14 protein-coding genes are annotated in these 15,873 nt (G+C 56.2%); 8 read left to right on the top strand and 6 right to left on the bottom strand.

What is annotated here, in order from left to right; all coding sequences use genetic code 11:
- Nucleotides 1-110: 110 nt before the first annotated feature.
- Nucleotides 111-560 (bottom strand): FMN-binding protein MioC, encoded by a 450-nt coding sequence (gene mioC / locus C3406_RS18490; RefSeq protein ID WP_103824229.1) that lies wholly within the window; start codon nt 558-560, stop codon nt 111-113.
- 90 nt (nt 561-650) lie between these two features.
- The gene (gene asnC, locus C3406_RS18485; RefSeq protein WP_032615488.1) at nt 651-1,109 is read right to left on the bottom strand and encodes a transcriptional regulator AsnC; all 459 of its coding nucleotides are present in this window, start codon (nt 1,107-1,109) and stop codon (nt 651-653) included.
- Between the two features lie 150 nt (nt 1,110-1,259).
- Here asnC and asnA point away from each other — a divergent pair, with 150 nt between their 5' ends.
- Complete coding sequence (gene asnA / locus C3406_RS18480) at nt 1,260-2,252, top strand: aspartate--ammonia ligase (protein WP_103824228.1); 993 nt, start codon at nt 1,260-1,262, stop codon at nt 2,250-2,252.
- Here the strand turns inward: asnA and viaA are convergent, their stop codons facing one another.
- Together viaA and ravA are read right to left on the bottom strand one after the other, a co-directional pair.
- Nucleotides 2,253-3,704, bottom strand: a complete 1,452-nt coding sequence (viaA, locus tag C3406_RS18475; RefSeq protein ID WP_103824227.1) for an ATPase RavA stimulator ViaA — start codon at nt 3,702-3,704, stop codon at nt 2,253-2,255. It lies immediately after the preceding gene.
- The gene (gene ravA / locus C3406_RS18470) at nt 3,698-5,194 is read right to left on the bottom strand and encodes an ATPase RavA (RefSeq protein WP_103824226.1); all 1,497 of its coding nucleotides are present in this window, start codon (nt 5,192-5,194) and stop codon (nt 3,698-3,700) included. Before ravA ends, viaA begins: the two co-directional genes overlap by 7 nt.
- A 223-nt stretch (nt 5,195-5,417) precedes the next feature.
- Between ravA and kup the strand changes: the two genes are divergently transcribed.
- From kup to rbsR, 7 genes are all read left to right on the top strand, one after another.
- Entirely contained in the window at nt 5,418-7,286 is a 1,869-nt protein-coding gene (gene kup / locus C3406_RS18465; RefSeq protein WP_103177598.1) for a low affinity potassium transporter Kup, read from the top strand.
- Between the two features lie 196 nt (nt 7,287-7,482).
- Nucleotides 7,483-7,902: a D-ribose pyranase gene (gene rbsD / locus C3406_RS18460; protein ID WP_103824225.1), complete on the top strand. Its 420-nt coding sequence runs from the start codon at nt 7,483-7,485 to the stop codon at nt 7,900-7,902.
- A 7-nt stretch (nt 7,903-7,909) separates the two neighbouring features.
- The gene (gene rbsA / locus C3406_RS18455; protein ID WP_103824224.1) at nt 7,910-9,415 is read left to right on the top strand and encodes a ribose ABC transporter ATP-binding protein RbsA; all 1,506 of its coding nucleotides are present in this window, start codon (nt 7,910-7,912) and stop codon (nt 9,413-9,415) included.
- 4 nt (nt 9,416-9,419) lie between these two features.
- Nucleotides 9,420-10,385 carry a ribose ABC transporter permease gene (gene rbsC / locus C3406_RS18450; RefSeq protein WP_103177595.1) on the top strand — a complete coding sequence of 322 codons (966 nt, stop codon included), beginning with the start codon at nt 9,420-9,422 and terminating at the stop codon, nt 10,383-10,385.
- Between the two features lie 27 nt (nt 10,386-10,412).
- On the top strand, nt 10,413-11,303 hold the full coding sequence (gene rbsB / locus C3406_RS18445; RefSeq protein WP_103824223.1) for a ribose ABC transporter substrate-binding protein RbsB: 891 nt from the start codon (nt 10,413-10,415) through the stop codon (nt 11,301-11,303).
- Between the two features lie 107 nt (nt 11,304-11,410).
- Entirely contained in the window at nt 11,411-12,340 is a 930-nt protein-coding gene (gene rbsK, locus C3406_RS18440) for a ribokinase (RefSeq protein ID WP_103824222.1), read from the top strand.
- 3 nt (nt 12,341-12,343) lie between these two features.
- Nucleotides 12,344-13,336 carry a ribose operon transcriptional repressor RbsR gene (rbsR, locus tag C3406_RS18435; protein WP_103824221.1) on the top strand — a complete coding sequence of 331 codons (993 nt, stop codon included), beginning with the start codon at nt 12,344-12,346 and terminating at the stop codon, nt 13,334-13,336.
- Here rbsR and mdtD read toward each other — a convergent pair.
- Complete coding sequence (gene mdtD, locus C3406_RS18430) at nt 13,302-14,729, bottom strand: multidrug transporter subunit MdtD (protein ID WP_103824220.1); 1,428 nt, start codon at nt 14,727-14,729, stop codon at nt 13,302-13,304. The two genes, rbsR and mdtD, sit on opposite strands and share 35 nt — an antisense overlap.
- Nucleotides 14,730-14,749: 20 nt before the next feature.
- On the bottom strand, nt 14,750-15,442 hold the full coding sequence (locus C3406_RS18425) for a FadR/GntR family transcriptional regulator (RefSeq protein ID WP_103824219.1): 693 nt from the start codon (nt 15,440-15,442) through the stop codon (nt 14,750-14,752).
- Nucleotides 15,443-15,873: the final 431 nt, after the last annotated feature.

Genomic DNA, 15,873 nt, shown 5'->3' with positions numbered 1-15,873 from the left:
AGATCGCGATGTTATACACAGCACAAAAAGTCATCACGGGTTGTTCTTTGGATAACTACCGGTTGATCCAAGCTTTTAACCAGAGTTATCCACATCTGATCGCACGATCTTTAATCTGTTTTGAGTAAATTTTTCCATTCCGCCAGCCAAAGTTCGGCTGGATCTTCCGGAATATCATGATCGAGGATGTTGATCTTCAGCGTTTCACCGATCTGTTGTGCCCCGCAGGACTTCAGTTCGGTCTCGACCTTCTCAACGGCGCCGCAGAAGGTGTCGTACTCCCGGCTGCCAATACCAATGGCACCAAACCGGACGTTCGACAGGTCGGGCTGCTGCTCTTTTAACTCTTCATATAAAGGAAGAAGGTTATCCGGAAGATCCCCCGCACCATGGGTGGAGGTGATCAACAGCCAGATCCCGTCGAGCTGGAGATCCTCTAATAACGGTCCATGCAGCGTTTCAGTAGAAAAGCCTGCGTCTTCCAGCTTTTCGGCCAGGTGTTCCGCGACATATTCAGCACCGCCAAGGGTGCTGCCGCTAATAAGAGTAATGTCCGCCATTGATCGCTCGCTCAGATAAACAGGGGGACATTGTACGCTGTGAACGAGCTGGGATCTACCTGTGGAAAATGTGGTAATTATTTTGCCCTGTTACGGGCGGATGGTACGCATGATCGGGTTCTGCAGGGAGATCAACGTCTCGGTGGACTGAATTTCATCGATTGTTTGGATCTTGTTGATAAGTACCTGTTGCAGGGCGTCGATCGATCGGCACATCACCTTAATAAAGATGCTGTAGTGGCCGGTGGTGTAGTAGGCCTCGGTCACTTCATCCAGCGCATTCAGCTTTGCCAGCGCCGAGGGGTAGTCTTTGGCGCTCTTGAGGATGATGCCGATAAAGCAGCAAACGTCATACCCCAGCTGTTTCGGACTGACGTCAATATGGGCGCCGGTAATGATCCCCGCCTGTTTCATCTTCTCTACGCGCACGTGAATGGTCCCCGGGCTGACACCAAACTGTTTTGCCAGTTCTGCGTAGGCAGTACGTGCATTGGCCATCAGCGCCTCGAGAATGCCGCGGTCCAGATTGTCGATCTGATAATTTTCCATAGCTTTTTCTTATGAAGATTAATGAATCACTCTATTTTAGCGGGTAATTTTAGCGATTTAAAAGTGAGTCGGGAGTTTTATTGTTGGATTATTGAAAGATGTTCTTTTTTGTTGCTTAATCAATGCCAACAGGACGCAGGAGTATAAATAATGAAAACCGCTTACATCGCACAACAACGCCAGATCAGTTTCGTTAAATCCCACTTTTCCCGCCAGCTGGAAGAGAAGCTTGGTCTTATTGAAGTCCAGGCACCGATCTTAAGCCGTGTGGGCGACGGGACGCAGGACAACCTGTCTGGTTGCGAAAAAGCGGTACAGGTGAAAGTGAAAACACTGCCAGACGCCCAGTTCGAAGTGGTCCATTCCCTTGCGAAGTGGAAGCGTCAAACCCTGGGACAACACGACTTCAGCGCGGGCGAAGGGCTTTACACGCACATGAAAGCCCTTCGCCCCGATGAAGACCGTCTTACCGCGATTCACTCTGTTTACGTTGACCAGTGGGACTGGGAACGCGTCATGGGTGATGGCGAACGTCATACCGGTACGCTGAAAGCGACGGTAGAAGCCATTTATGCCGGGATCAAAGCCACCGAGGCGGCGGTCAGCAAAGAGTTTGGTCTGACCCCGTTCCTGCCGGAGACGATCCACTTTGTCCACAGCCAGGAGCTGCTGAGCCGCTTCCCGGATCTGGATGCCAAAGGGCGTGAACGTGCGATCGCCAAAGAGTTAGGGGCCGTGTTCCTGATCGGGATCGGCGGCAAGCTGTCTCATGGTCAGCGTCACGATGTACGTGCGCCGGATTATGATGACTGGAGCAGCGAAGGCGAGAGCGGCCTGGCGGGTCTGAACGGCGATATTCTGGTCTGGAACCCGGTGCTGGAAGATGCGTTTGAACTCTCTTCCATGGGGATCCGCGTGGATGCCGAGGCGCTGAAGCGCCAGCTGGCTATTACCGGCGATGAAGATCGTCTTAAGCTGGAGTGGCACCAGGCGCTGCTGCGTGGCGAGATGCCGCAGACCATCGGCGGCGGTATCGGCCAGTCTCGTCTGACCATGTTACTGCTGCAGCTCTCCCATATCGGCCAGGTGCAGTGTGGCGTATGGCCGCAGCAGGTTCGTGACAGCGTCGACGCCCTGCTGTAATTAGCGTTTCCAGCGCCGCAGTAGGCGGCTACGCAACCCGGTATCAAAGCGCCAGATATGATCGAAGATGCGCATGATGCCGGGTTTTCCATGTGTGGACATCGCCACGGCATGAAAACGATGCTGGTGGACCTGCTGCAGTACCTTCACCTTACTCACCACCTCTTCCGGCAGCCGCTGGGCAATAAAGTCTGAAATCACCACCGCGTCGGCGTCATACCACTCGCCGCCCTGCATCCGCTCAATAATGGCACGAAAACAGCTGGCGAGATCGGTACCACCGCGAAAGCGCTGGCTTAAGAAACGGATCGCCTGCTCCAGACCGTGCTGGCCCGAGAGTTCGTAGCCCACTACCTCGCTGGAAAACAGCATGATAAAGCAGCGTCGTCTGTCGGCGAGCGCCACGCGCATCAGGGCCAGACAGAAGGCTTTGGCGCACTGCTCGTTGAATCCTCCCATCGAACCGGAGGTATCCACGCAGACGATAAATGGCCCGCGGGGCTGTTCGTCGAAATCCTGATGTACCGCCGGGCGCTGGCTCACCTTCTCCCGCCAGGCATCGCCTTGCAGACGGTAAGTAAGGAGCTGCTTCTCCACCAGCCGACGGTAAAATTCGTACTCAAGTTCTGTGATGCCGAGGGTCGCCAGCTCTGGTGGCAGCAGGCGCAGAATGTCATCGCTCTGCTGTAGACCGTCTACCTGCTCCGGCACCGTCGCCGGTTCGCGCACCAGGGTGCGGAAGGTTTCCAGCGGGGCATCCTTTTTTGGCACCGACTTCGCCTCCCGCGAACGGCCCAGCTGTTCCGCCAGTTGCATCAGCTCCGGCTGCTGTGCCAGAAAATCGCCGTAGCGAACGATAAGCTGATGATCCCCCCGCTTGAGCTGACCGGCGCTCATATCCCAGAGGCGACCGGCGGAATTTTCGTTCTCCACCAGTACCGGCTCCAGCGCCCCGGCCAGTGTCATCCGCTCCTGTACTTCGCTGAGCAGCTGTTCGCGCTCCTCTTCCAGTAACTGCTGATTCAGGGAGGTGGCCTGCACCACCAGGCTCAGCCGCCAGCGCTGTAAAAAGAGGGTATGCAGGGCGGGGGTAAAGGTGGCGTTATCCACCACCAGCTGCCGCGCCTGGCCAGCGAATGGGGAGTGAACCTTGTCCAGCAGGGTTAAAATCTGCGGCAGCTGGACGATCAGCTGGGGCGTGGAGAGTAACTGGCTCTGCTGATAGCACATCACCTCTTCGGTGAGTTCCGGCGGAACGCGGGTATCTTTCAGCCTTTTGCGGAGATTTTCCCGCCAGCGAGGAAGATCGTCGGTGATGGCGGTTTTAAGGCGCGGGAATTTTTCGAAAAAGATCGCCAGCTGCGGCGAGGCCAGCAGGGTGAGGATGATCTCTTCGATCATGCCCTCCTCGCCGACGGCAAGCATGACGTTAAGGGTATCCAGCGTCAGCATTGACGCGCCTGTTTGATCTGCGCGCTTACATCCTGCAGGCTGGCTTCAATCCGCCCCAGCCAGTCGCTATGAATGAACAGACATTTTTGCTGCTCGCTGAAGCGAGTGTGCTGAAGATGCCACTGGTTATCCAGCGCTTCCAGCTGCTGTTTGATCTCTTCCGGCACGCTTTCCGACGCGGTGCCGGGCAGCGCAAGGCGCGATCCCTGCAAACTGACGTCGCGGATCACCAGATGCAGGCTGCCGTCCACTTCCATATTGAGCGGCTGGGCGAAACCAATGCCGTTAAGTTTGCCGCGGATCTCGCCGCCTTTGGTCAGCCACTGCGCCAGGGCTTCCCGCTCGAGGGTGATGTGAATCACCTGCATATCGTGGAGCTTGAGCGGCTGCTGGAGGAGCAGCGTCAGGGTGGTATCACTCAGTTCGGCTGGTAATTCGTAGTGTGGGCGACGGGCGAACATGCCGCTCTGACGGATAACGCGCAGGGCGGTTTTGTCGCTCTGCTGCTGCTGAAGCTGAAGGCGGCGCTGGGTAATGGCTCCGAGCTGGTTCAACATCTCCTGCTGTCCCCACGCGTGTCCGGTCATCAATATTTCCAGCTGCTGCTGCATCAGATTCATGCCGCTGGCGTCGTGCCAGAGGCAATCCTTCAGCAGGATCAGGTCGATTGGCGCCACCGCATCGCGACCGCTGAACAGCGCGCTGGCCTGCAGCAGGCGGATGGCTTTCTTCCAGCGGCGATCGGAGACGTAAGGGGCCCCCGGCAGGGCATCAAGCTGCTGGCGCAGCATAAAGACCAAATCAAACACCGCATCAGGCAGGGTGATTTTGCCAATGTCCTGCTGCCACTGCTGATACTCCTCGTCCGTCACCTGCAATGCGGCAGGCACCGGGTTATCGTTTTCATCCTGCTGGCTGGTCAGCAGCGAGCGGAAGTTCGCTTTGTCCTGCACCTTATCGAGCCACAGGCGGATCAGCATACGGTCATACAGGGCTTCGAGGCTGCTGTCGGCTTCGGGCAGTTCGTTGGATGCTGCCACCAACAGGCGCATCGGGATTTTCTCCTCATGCGCGCCGTTGCGGAACCGGCGTTCGTTAATGGCGGTAAGCAGGGTATTCAGGATCGCCGGGCCGGCTTTCCAGATCTCATCAAGAAAGACGATTTCCGCTTCCGGCAGATAGCCGGCGGTTAACCGTTCGTATCGCCCTTCATCTTTTAACGCCTGAATGGAGAGCGGACCGAAGACCTCTTCCGGCGTGGAAAAGCGGGTCATCAGGTACTCAAACGCCCTGGCGTGCTGAAAAGCGAACTTCAGCCTGCGGGCAATCAGGCTTTTTGCGATGCCGGGCGGCCCCAGCAGAAATACGCTTTCGCCGCTCAACGCCGCCAGTAAACAGAGGCGAATGGCGTGGCTACGTTCATAAAGCCCTTTCTCCAGTGCACCGCTGAGACGGGAAATTCTTTCTGCTAATAAATGAGTGTGAGCCATAATTGTTTTTGCATCCTTTCGCCGTACCCCCGGCTAATTGAAGCGAGTATAGACGTTTCGTTCCGGGCTGGTAATAGACTGAACCACGGTGCTATTTTCTTTGCGCTACGTTAATGAGGTGGCATTTAGGGGTACGATTCTAAGATTAATCGTGCATACTGTGCGCTTTTTGTGGGCCAAGGGACTAAGCACACATTTGTTATTTAAACGAAAAGACTAGTCTATGAGCACTGATAATAAGCAATCATTACCCGCAATTACGCTCGCGGCGATCGGCGTTGTCTACGGTGATATCGGCACCAGCCCGCTTTATACGCTGCGCGAATGTTTGTCCGGTCAGTTTGGATTTGGCGTTGAACGCGACGCTGTGTTTGGTTTTTTGTCCCTGATCTTCTGGCTGCTGATCCTGGTAGTTTCTGTTAAATATCTCTCCTTCGTGATGCGTGCAGATAACGCCGGTGAAGGTGGGATCCTGACCCTGATGTCGCTTGCCGGGCGCAATACGTCCGCCAGAATGACCTCGTTCCTGGTCATCATCGGTCTGGTGGGAGGCAGCTTCTTCTATGGCGAAGTGGTGATCACCCCCGCTATCTCGGTGCTGTCGGCGATAGAGGGGCTGGAGATTATCGCGCCGCATCTTGATGAGTGGGTTGTCCCGCTGGCCATACTTGTTCTGACCCTGCTGTTTGTGATTCAGAAACACGGTACCGGGCTGGTGGGCAAACTCTTTGCGCCGATTATGCTCTCCTGGTTCCTGATCCTGGCGGCGCTGGGGTTACGCAGCATCATTGCTAACCCGGAAGTGCTGCATGCTCTGAATCCGATGTGGGCAGTGCATTTCTTCCTCGAATACAAAACCGTGTCGTTTATCGCGCTGGGCGCGGTGGTGCTCTCTATTACCGGGGTTGAAGCGCTCTATGCCGATATGGGCCACTTCGGTAAGCTGCCTATTCGCGTGGCCTGGTTTTTAGTGGTGCTGCCATCGCTGGTGCTGAACTACTTCGGCCAGGGGGCGCTGCTGCTCAAACATCCGGAAGCGATTAAAAACCCGTTCTTTCTGCTGGCGCCGGACTGGGCGCTGGTGCCGATGCTGATCCTCGCGACGCTGGCGACGGTGATTGCTTCTCAGGCGGTGATTTCCGGCGTCTTCTCCCTGACCCGCCAGGCGGTGCGTCTGGGCTATCTGTCGCCAATGCGTATCATCCATACCTCCGAGATGGAGTCGGGCCAGATCTACATTCCTTTCGTTAACTGGCTGCTTTATGTCGCGGTGGTAATTGTTATCGTCAGCTTCGAGCATTCCAGTAACCTGGCGGCGGCCTACGGTATTGCCGTTACCGGTACGATGGTGCTGACCTCGATCCTCTCTACCACGGTGGCGTACCGGAACTGGCACTGGAATAAATTCCTTGTGGGCATGATTCTGGTCGGCTTCCTCTGTATTGACGTGCCGCTGTTCTCCGCGAACCTCGACAAGATTGTCTCCGGCGGCTGGCTGCCGCTGACGCTGGGTCTGGTGATGTTCATTGTGATGACCACCTGGAAGAGCGAGCGTTTCCGCCTGCTGCGCCGGATGCATGAACACGGTAACTCTCTGGAGGCGATGATTGCCTCGCTGGAGAAATCTCCGCCGGTGCGCGTACCCGGCACTGCGGTCTATATGTCGCGCGCGTTGAACGTGATCCCGTTTGCCCTGATGCACAACCTCAAGCACAACAAAGTGCTGCACGAGCGGGTGATCCTGTTGACCCTGCGTACCGAGGATGCGCCCTATGTGCATAACGTCCGCCGGGTGCAGATAGAGCAGCTGTCGCCCACCTTCTGGCGGGTGGTGGCCAGCTACGGCTGGCGTGAAACCCCGAACGTGGAAGAGGTGTTCCACCGCTGCGGTCTGGAGGGTTTAAGCTGCCGAATGATGGAGACCTCGTTCTTTATGTCCCACGAGTCGCTGATCATCGGCAAACGCCCGTGGTATCTGCGCCTGCGTGGCAAGCTCTATCTTATTCTCCAGCGTAACGCCCTGCGCGCGCCTGACCAGTTCGAGATCCCGCCTAACCGCGTGATTGAGCTGGGGACGCAAGTCGAGATTTAATCCCTCCTGAAAATGCCGGGTGGCGCTTCGCTTACCCGGCCTACAAAACTCCTCCCTGACCGCCATAATTGTCTCCCCATTTCACTTAGCGAAACGTTTCGACAACGATCACAAATCTGTTACGTCATGGTGGTTTTCTGCGCATCGGTAAGATAAAACTGATGCCAGCGAAACGTTTCGCTAGTGGAGCAAGAAAATGAAGAAAGGCACGGTACTCAACTCTGAAGTCTCATCGGTCATCTCCCGTCTCGGGCATACCGATACGCTGGTGGTTTGTGATGCGGGTTTACCCATTCCCCACAGCACAACGCGTATTGATCTGGCATTAACGCAGGGCGTACCCACGTTTATGCAGGTGCTGGATGTGGTGACAACCGAGATGCAGGTTGAGGAAGCCATTCTCGCAACGGAAATCAAACAACATAATCCGCAGCTCCACGAAACGTTGCTTGGCCATATCAAGCAACTGCAACAATGCCAGGGAAACACCATAAAAATAAGCTACATAACGCACGAGCAGTTCAAGAAAAATACCGCTGACAGCCAGGCGGTGATTCGCAGCGGGGAGTGTTCCCCGTATGCGAATATCATTCTCTGTGCTGGCGTCACCTTCTGAGGCCATCATGGACGCACTCCTGCAACTGAAAGGGATCGATAAGTCGTTCCCGGGCGTTAAAGCCCTCTCCGGTGCCGCGCTGAATGTTTACGCCGGGCGCGTGATGGCGCTGGTGGGTGAGAACGGCGCTGGCAAATCCACTATGATGAAAGTGCTGACCGGTATCTATCAGCGCGACGCCGGTTCGCTGCTGTGGCTGGGAAAAGAGACCACCTTTAATGGCCCGAAATCCTCTCAGGAAGCCGGGATCGGCATCATCCACCAGGAGCTGAACCTCATCCCGCAGCTCTCCATCGCGGAGAACATCTTCCTGGGGCGTGAGTTTGTTAACCGCTTTGGCAAAATCGACTGGAAGCAGATGTATGCCGAAGCCGACAAACTGCTGGCGAAGCTGAATCTGCGCTTTAAGAGCGATCGTCTGGTGGGCGAACTCTCTATCGGCGATCAGCAGATGGTCGAAATCGCCAAGGTCCTGAGTTTCGAATCCCGCGTTATCGTGATGGATGAACCCACCGACGCCCTCACCGATACCGAAACCGACTCCCTGTTCCGCGTGATCCGCGAGCTGAAAGCGCAGGGGCGCGGCATTGTCTATATCTCCCACCGCATGAAAGAGATCTTCGAGATTTGCGATGACGTGACCGTCTTCCGCGACGGGCAGTTTATTGCCGAGCGTGAAGTGGCGACGCTTAACGAAGACACGCTGATTGAGATGATGGTGGGACGTAAGCTGGAAGACCAGTATCCACGTATCGATAAAGCGCCGGGCGAGATCCGCCTGAAGGTCGACAATCTGTGTGGCCCTGGGGTGCATGATGTCAGCTTTACCCTGCGTCAGGGGGAGATCCTCGGCGTGGCCGGGCTGATGGGCGCCGGGCGTACCGAGCTGATGAAGGTGCTGTATGGCGCCAACCCGCGCACCAGCGGCTATGTCACCCTTGATGGTCATGAAGTTGTCACCCGTTCTCCGCAGGATGGCCTGGCGAACGGTATCGTCTATATCTCCGAAGACCGTAAGCGCGATGGCCTGGTACTGGGCATGTCGGTGAAAGAGAACATGTCCTTAACCGCGCTACGCTACTTCAGCCGCAGCGGCGGTGGTCTGAAGCATAAAGACGAGCAGCAGGCGGTCAGCGATTTTATCCGCCTCTTTAATGTTAAAACCCCGTCGATGGAACAGGCTATCGGGCTGCTCTCCGGCGGGAATCAGCAGAAAGTGGCGATTGCCCGCGGTCTGATGACCCGTCCGAAGGTACTGATCCTTGATGAACCGACGCGCGGCGTGGATGTTGGCGCCAAAAAAGAGATTTACCAGCTCATTAACCAGTTTAAGGCTGACGGGCTAAGCATCATTCTGGTCTCTTCCGAGATGCCAGAGGTATTAGGCATGAGCGATCGCATTATCGTCATGCATGAAGGGCATCTCGGCGGTGAATTCAGTCGCGAGCAGGCCACCCAGGAAATTCTGATGGCTGCCGCTGTGGGCAAGCTTAATCGCGTGGATCAGGAGTAAGAAGATGACTACCCAGGCTGTTTCTGGACGCCGTTATTTCACTAAGGCATGGTTGATGGAACAAAAATCGCTGATTGCCCTGCTGGTGCTGATCGCGATTGTCTCTACCATGAGCCCGAACTTTTTTACCGTTAATAACCTGTTCAACATCCTCCAGCAGACGTCCGTGAACGCCATTATGGCGGTGGGCATGACGCTGGTGATCCTGACCTCGGGTATCGATCTGTCCGTCGGTTCCCTGCTGGCGCTCACCGGCGCGGTTGCTGCTTCAATTGTAGGGATTGAAGTCAACGCGCTGGTGGCCGTTGCAGCGGCGCTGGCACTGGGTGCGGCTATTGGGGCTGTTACCGGTGTTATTGTGGCGAAAGGTCGAGTTCAGGCGTTTATTGCCACCCTGGTGATGATGCTGCTGCTGCGCGGTGTCACCATGGTTTACACCAACGGCAGTCCGGTCAACACCGGCTTTACCGATAACGCCGATCTGTTTGGCTGGTTCGGTATTGGCCGCCCGCTGGGTATCCCGACGCCGGTCTGGATCATGGGCCTGGTCTTCCTCGCGGCGTGGTACATGTTGCATCACACCCGCCTGGGCCGCTATATCTATGCCCTGGGGGGTAACGAAGCGGCGACCCGTCTGTCCGGTATCAGCGTCAATAAAGTCAAAGTTATCGTCTACTCCCTGAGCGGCCTGCTGGCTTCGCTGGCAGGGATTATCGAAGTGGCGCGTCTCTCGTCTGCGCAACCGACCGCCGGTACAGGCTATGAGCTGGATGCCATCGCCGCGGTCGTGCTGGGTGGCACCAGCCTGGCCGGGGGGAAAGGCCGTATCGTCGGTACGCTGATCGGTGCGCTGATCCTCGGCTTCCTGAATAATGGATTGAATTTGTTAGGTGTTTCTTCCTATTACCAGATGATCGTCAAAGCGGTAGTGATTTTGCTGGCGGTACTGGTAGACAACAAAAAACAGTAACTGACGACACTACAGGACATCTTTGATATGAACATGAAAAAACTGGCTACCCTGGTTTCTGCTGTCGCGCTGAGCGCAACCGTGAGTGCAAACGCCATGGCGAAAGATACCATCGCGCTGGTGGTTTCTACCCTGAATAACCCATTCTTCGTCTCCCTGAAGGATGGCGCGCAGAAAGAGGCCGACAAACTGGGCTACAACCTGGTGATCCTCGACTCCCAGAACAACCCGGCAAAAGAGCTGGCTAACGTGCAGGACTTAACCGTTCGCGGCACCAAAATTCTGCTGATCAACCCGACCGATTCCGATGCGGTAGGTAACGCCGTGAAGATGGCGAACCAGGCTAACATCCCGGTGATCACCCTTGACCGTCAGGCGAATAAAGGCGACGTGGTGAGCCACATTGCCTCTGATAACGTGCTGGGCGGCAAAATCGCCGGTGACTACATCGCCAAGAAAGCGGGCGAAGGCGCTAAAGTTATCGAACTGCAGGGCATCGCCGGGACTTCCGCAGCGCGTGAGCGTGGCGAAGGCTTCCAGCAGGCGGTTGCTGCCCACAAATTCAACGTACTGGCCAGCCAGCCGGCAGACTTCGACCGTACTAAAGGCCTGAACGTCATGCAGAACCTGCTGACCGCGCACCCGGACGTTAAAGCGGTATTCGCACAGAACGATGAAATGGCGCTGGGCGCGCTGCGTGCGCTGCAGACTGCGGGTAAATCTGATGTGATGGTGGTTGGATTTGACGGCACGCCTGATGGTGAAAAAGCGGTAAACGATGGCAAACTGGCTGCGACCATCGCTCAGCTGCCGGATCAGATCGGCGCCACTGGCGTACAGACTGCTGACAAAGTGCTGAAGGGCGAGAAAGTTCAGGCCAAATACCCAGTTGACCTGAAACTGGTCATCAAGCAGTAATATGCGATTCAGGCAGTCGCAGGCTGCCTGAGGGACAACATATAAAGAAAAGAGTGGCATACGCCACCGGGGCATCCCGGTGGCACTCTCTGATGGACACTTCAACTATGAAAACCGCAGGTAAGCTCGTCGTCCTTGGCAGTATTAATGCCGATCACATTCTTAACCTTGACGCTTTCCCGACACCGGGCGAAACCGTAACGGGTCATCGCTACCAGGTCGCCTTTGGCGGCAAGGGCGCGAACCAGGCGGTCGCCGCCGGACGTAGCGGGGCGAAGATCGCCTTTATCGCCTGTACCGGCGATGACGATACCGGGGAGCGCGTTCGCCAGCAGCTGGAAAGTGACAACATCGATATTGCGCCAGTGAGCGTGGTGGACGGTGAATCAACCGGCGTGGCGCTGATTTTTGTCAACGGAGAAGGTGAGAATGTCATCGGTATTCATGCGGGGGCAAACGCGGCGCTGATGCCTGAGCGAGTGGCGGCGCAACATGCGCTTATCGCCGGTGCCGACGCCCTGCTGATGCAGCTGGAATCCCCGGTAGAAAGCGTGCTGGCGGCAGCGAAAATTGCTCATGAAAATCATACCACTGTCGTACTAAATCCCGCGCCAGCCCGTGTATTATCAGACGAGCTTCTGGCGCTGGTGGACATTATTACCCCGAATGAAACCGAGGCCGAAAAGCTGACGGGCATTCGCGTTGAAAACGATGAGGATGCGGCGCGCGCGGCGAAAGCCCTGCACGACAAAGGCATCCGCACGGTCATCATTACTCTTGGCAGCCGCGGCGTATGGGCCAGCGTTGAGGGAGAAGGGCGTCGCATTCCTGGCTTTAAGGTGAAAGCTGTCGATACCATCGCTGCGGGCGACACCTTTAATGGTGCGCTAGTGACGGCGCTGCTGGAAGGCGAACAACTGGATGACGCAATCCGCTTTGCCCATGCGGCGGCGGCCATTGCGGTGACCCGTCCAGGTGCACAGCCTTCTGTACCATGGCGTAATGAGATCGATGAATTTTTAAGTCAGCAGAGGTAACGCTTGGCCACAATGAAAGATGTCGCCCGCATGGCGGGCGTCTCTACTTCGACGGTCTCCCACGTCATCAATAACGATCGCTTCGTCAGCGACGCGATTCGGGAGAAGGTCGAGGCTGCCGTTAAATCCCTCAATTATGCGCCTTCCGCCCTGGCGCGCAGTCTGAAACTCAACCAGACGCGTACCATTGGCATGCTCATTACGGCCAGTACCAACCCCTTTTACTCTGAGCTGGTGCGCGGCGTTGAGCGCAGCTGTTTTGAGCGTGGCTACAGCCTGGTGTTATGCAATACCGAAGGCGACGAACAGCGCATGAACCGCAATCTGGAAACGTTGATGCAAAAGCGCGTCGACGGATTGCTATTGCTGTGCACCGAAACGCACCAACCCTCCCCGGAGATTATGCAGCGCTACCCCTCTGTTCCTGCGGTGATGATGGACTGGGCGCCATTCGACGGTACCAGCGATCTCATCCAGGATAACTCGTTGCTGGGCGGGGACATGGCGACGCAGCATCTGATTGATAAAGGCCACACCCGCATCGCCTGTATTACCGGTCCGCTGGATAAAACCCCCGCCCGTCTGCGGCTGGAAGGGTTTCTGGTGGCGATGGCACGTGCCGGTTTGCCGGTGCCTGAGGGCTATCAAATCACCGGTGACTTTGAATTTAGCGGCGGGTTTGAGGCGATGCAGGCCTTACTCGCCCAGAAGGAGCGCCCGCAGGCGGTCTTTATTGGTAACGATGCGATGGCGGTAGGGGCTTACAAGGCGCTTTATCAGGCGGGACTGCGTATCCCGGACGATATCGCCGTGGTGGGATATGACGATATCGAACTGGCGCAGTATATGACGCCGCCGCTCACCACCATTCATCAGCCAAAAGATGAACTGGGCGAGCTGGCGGTTGATGTCCTGATCCACCGTATCGCCCAGCCCGCTCTGCAACAACAGCGGCTGCAGCTTACTCCTGTTCTGATGGAACGGGGGTCTGTTTAGGTTTGTGCCGATCTTTAATAAGGTTACGACCATCCTTCGGTTTTAGCAGCATAAAGACCAGCGCCGAAATCACCGTCAGCACGCCCATGGTGATAAAGGTGGAGTGAAACTGTTCGACAGTATTTGTGCTGTCGAACCCTTCATAAAAACGCAGTACTGCCGCACTTACCGCCACCCCCAGACTGATCGACAGCTGTTGCGTCACCGCCAGCACGCTGTTACCGCCGCTGGCATTCTCGTCATTGAGATCGGCAAGGGTAATGGTGTTCATCGACGTGAACTGGATGGACATCGCCATCCCCAGCACAAACAGCGGCAGGATCAGCATCCATACCGGCAACGCCGCCGACTGCAGTGAGAACTGTGCAATCATCACGCCGATAAATATCGTCACGCCAACCAGCGTCCTGCGGTAGCCCAGCCGGCGCAGCAGTTGCGTCACGCCGGATTTGGCAAGGATCGAGCCCACCGCCGTAGGCGCCATCATGCAGCCCGCAATCAGTGCCGGGTAACCAAACCCGACCTGCAGCATCAGCGGCATCAGGAAGGGAACGCAGCCGGTGCCCAGCCGTGAAGCGATGTTGCCGGCAATACCCACCGAGAAGGTACGCGTGTTAAACAGCGACAGCGAAATAAGCGGCGTCGGGTGACGGCGCGCATGCCGGATATAAAGAAGGAAAAGAACGATGCCGCTGAAAATGATGGAGATAGCCAGCCAGGTCGCCACCACTTTCTCACCGAACAGCTCCATACCGCTGGAAAAGAGCACCAGGCTCAGGCCAAACAGGAAGAACCCGCCCATATCGAATTTGCGCCGTGGGGTGGTGAAGTTCGGCATAAATTTACGGGCATAGAAAAGCCCGGCGATCCCAATCGGGATATTAATGAGGAATATCCAGTGCCAGCTGGCCCAGGTGACCAGCACGCCACCCAGCACCGGGCCGAGGATCGGCCCGACCAGGCCCGGCATGGTGACAAAGTTAAGCACCGGCAACAGTTCGCTGCGCGGATAGGCCCGTAACAGTGCCAGGCGCGCAACCGGCATCATCATCGCGCCGCCTATCCCCTGGATCACCCGGAAGACAACCAGCTCTCCCAGAGAACTGGAGAGTGCGCAGGCCAGCGAGCCCAGCGTAAATAACGTTACCGCCAGCATAAAGACACGGCGGGTGCCGAAGCGATCGGCCAGCCAGCCGCTCACCGGGATCAGCATTGCAACGGTCAGGGTATAACTGATGATGGCCGACTGCATGGCCAGCGGAGAACGGTTCAGGCTTTGGGCTATTGCGGGAAGGGCAGTATTGAGGATGGTCGCATCCAGGGCCTGCATAAAGAAGGCCATTGCCGCTATCCACGGCAGGCCCGCCATACTGCGTGCTTTTTTTACTGTCATTCGAGTTCCTGTTGTTATGGCTACCGTGCTGGTGGGGCAAGCAGCGCCTGGCTGGCTGCCATGGCGCGTGGCCCGTCACTGTCCTGAATGGCATCGACAATGGCCTGGTGTAAATCCAGCTTAACCACTTCATCCTGGGTAATAGAGGTAAAGTAGGTGTGATAGACAGAGTGAAAGAGCGAGGCAAAAGAGGTCAGGAACGGATTACCGCTCATCTCATAGATATGCTCGTGCCAGGCCATATCCACATCTATCCAGCGTTCCCGGTTAAAGTGCTTTTTCAGATGCACCATCTCATCCATCAGAGTATTTAGCCGCGCTTTTTGCTCTGCCGTTCCGATCGTTGCGGCCAGCAGGCAGGCTTGCGGCTCCAGGCTACTGCGCATGACAAGGAAGTGATCAATAACCTGCTGGAAGTTATCTTCCGTCATCCACCAGGAGAGCAGCTCCTGATCGAGGAAGTTCCAGTTGCCCTGGGGCATCACGCGCGTACCGATGCGCGGACGGGGCAGCACCATCCCTTTCGCGGTTAACGTTTTCACGGCTTCACGAACGGCCGTTCGGCTCACGCCAAACTGTTCCCCCAGTTCCAGTTCACCCGGCAGGATGCTGCCAGGCGTGTAAACACCTGCCAGGATCCGCTGTGCCAGTTTTTCTGCCAGCACATAGGAAAGGTTTTTTTGTGCCGCCAGCTGTTGCGCGCTTAAAGGCATAAAGCATATTCCTTAAATCTTGATGCCAGTAAGTATGCCACCTGCAGGCGGCTTGTGGTGGCGAAAACAGCAATTAGCGCCGTTTCTGGCTAAAAGATGAGGCTTTTGGCGAAAAAAAACACGGTTGATAGATTTTTTTAATTTTACGCTTGTCAGCGCCGAAGAACTCCCTATAATGCGCCTCCACTGACACGGAACAACGGCACGCAAGCCGCCGGGTCAGCGGGGTTCAGCGATGAATACCCGGCAGAGAAAAGCGCGAAATAATCGCTTGACTCTGAATGAGGAAAACGTAATATACGGGACCTCGCAACGGTGAGCGAAAGCCGCGTTGCACTGCTCTTTAACAATTTATCAGACAATCTGTGTGGGCACTCAAAGTGACATGGATTCTTAACGTCCTCGGACAATAAATGAATACCAAGTCTCTG

It is taken from the genome of Leclercia sp. LSNIH8 (assembly GCF_002920195.1).
Lineage (GTDB): Bacteria > Pseudomonadota > Gammaproteobacteria > Enterobacterales > Enterobacteriaceae > Enterobacter.
The sequence above is the reverse complement of the archived record's forward strand: the minus strand, read 5'-3'. Positions and strand labels throughout refer to the sequence as shown.